The sequence below is a fragment of the Methylobacterium sp. D48H genome (assembly GCF_053345715.1).
In genome coordinates, this window is record NZ_JBKFAP010000130.1 from 1 (window position 1) to 319 (window position 319).

At 73.0% G+C, this 319-nt stretch carries 1 protein-coding gene; it reads right to left on the reverse strand.

The annotated features are described in order from the left end of the window. Positions 1–319: gamma-glutamyltransferase (locus ACLBX8_RS31800; RefSeq protein ID WP_447716424.1), on the reverse strand; the 319-nt coding region annotated here is incomplete at both ends.

Genomic DNA, 319 nt, shown 5'->3' on the forward strand with positions numbered 1-319 from the left:
GCGGGATCTCGTGCAGCGTGTAGCCGTGATAGTCCTTCGCGGTCGGCGTGACCCATTCGGGGCGGAACGCCGCGAGGTCGGCGGCGGTCATCGCGCCGCCGTTGGCCCGCGCGTGCGCGGCGAGCGCCTCGGCGATCTCGCCCCGGTAGAAGGCCTCGCCCTTGGTCTCGCCGATCAGCCGAAGGGTCTTCTCGGCGCCCGGGAAGGTCACCAGCACGCCGACATCCGGCGCCCGGCCCCGCGGCAGGAAGAACTCCGAGAAGCCCGGCTGGCGGGTGATCGCCTCGATCCGGGCCGCGGCCGCCCATTTCTGCTGGAC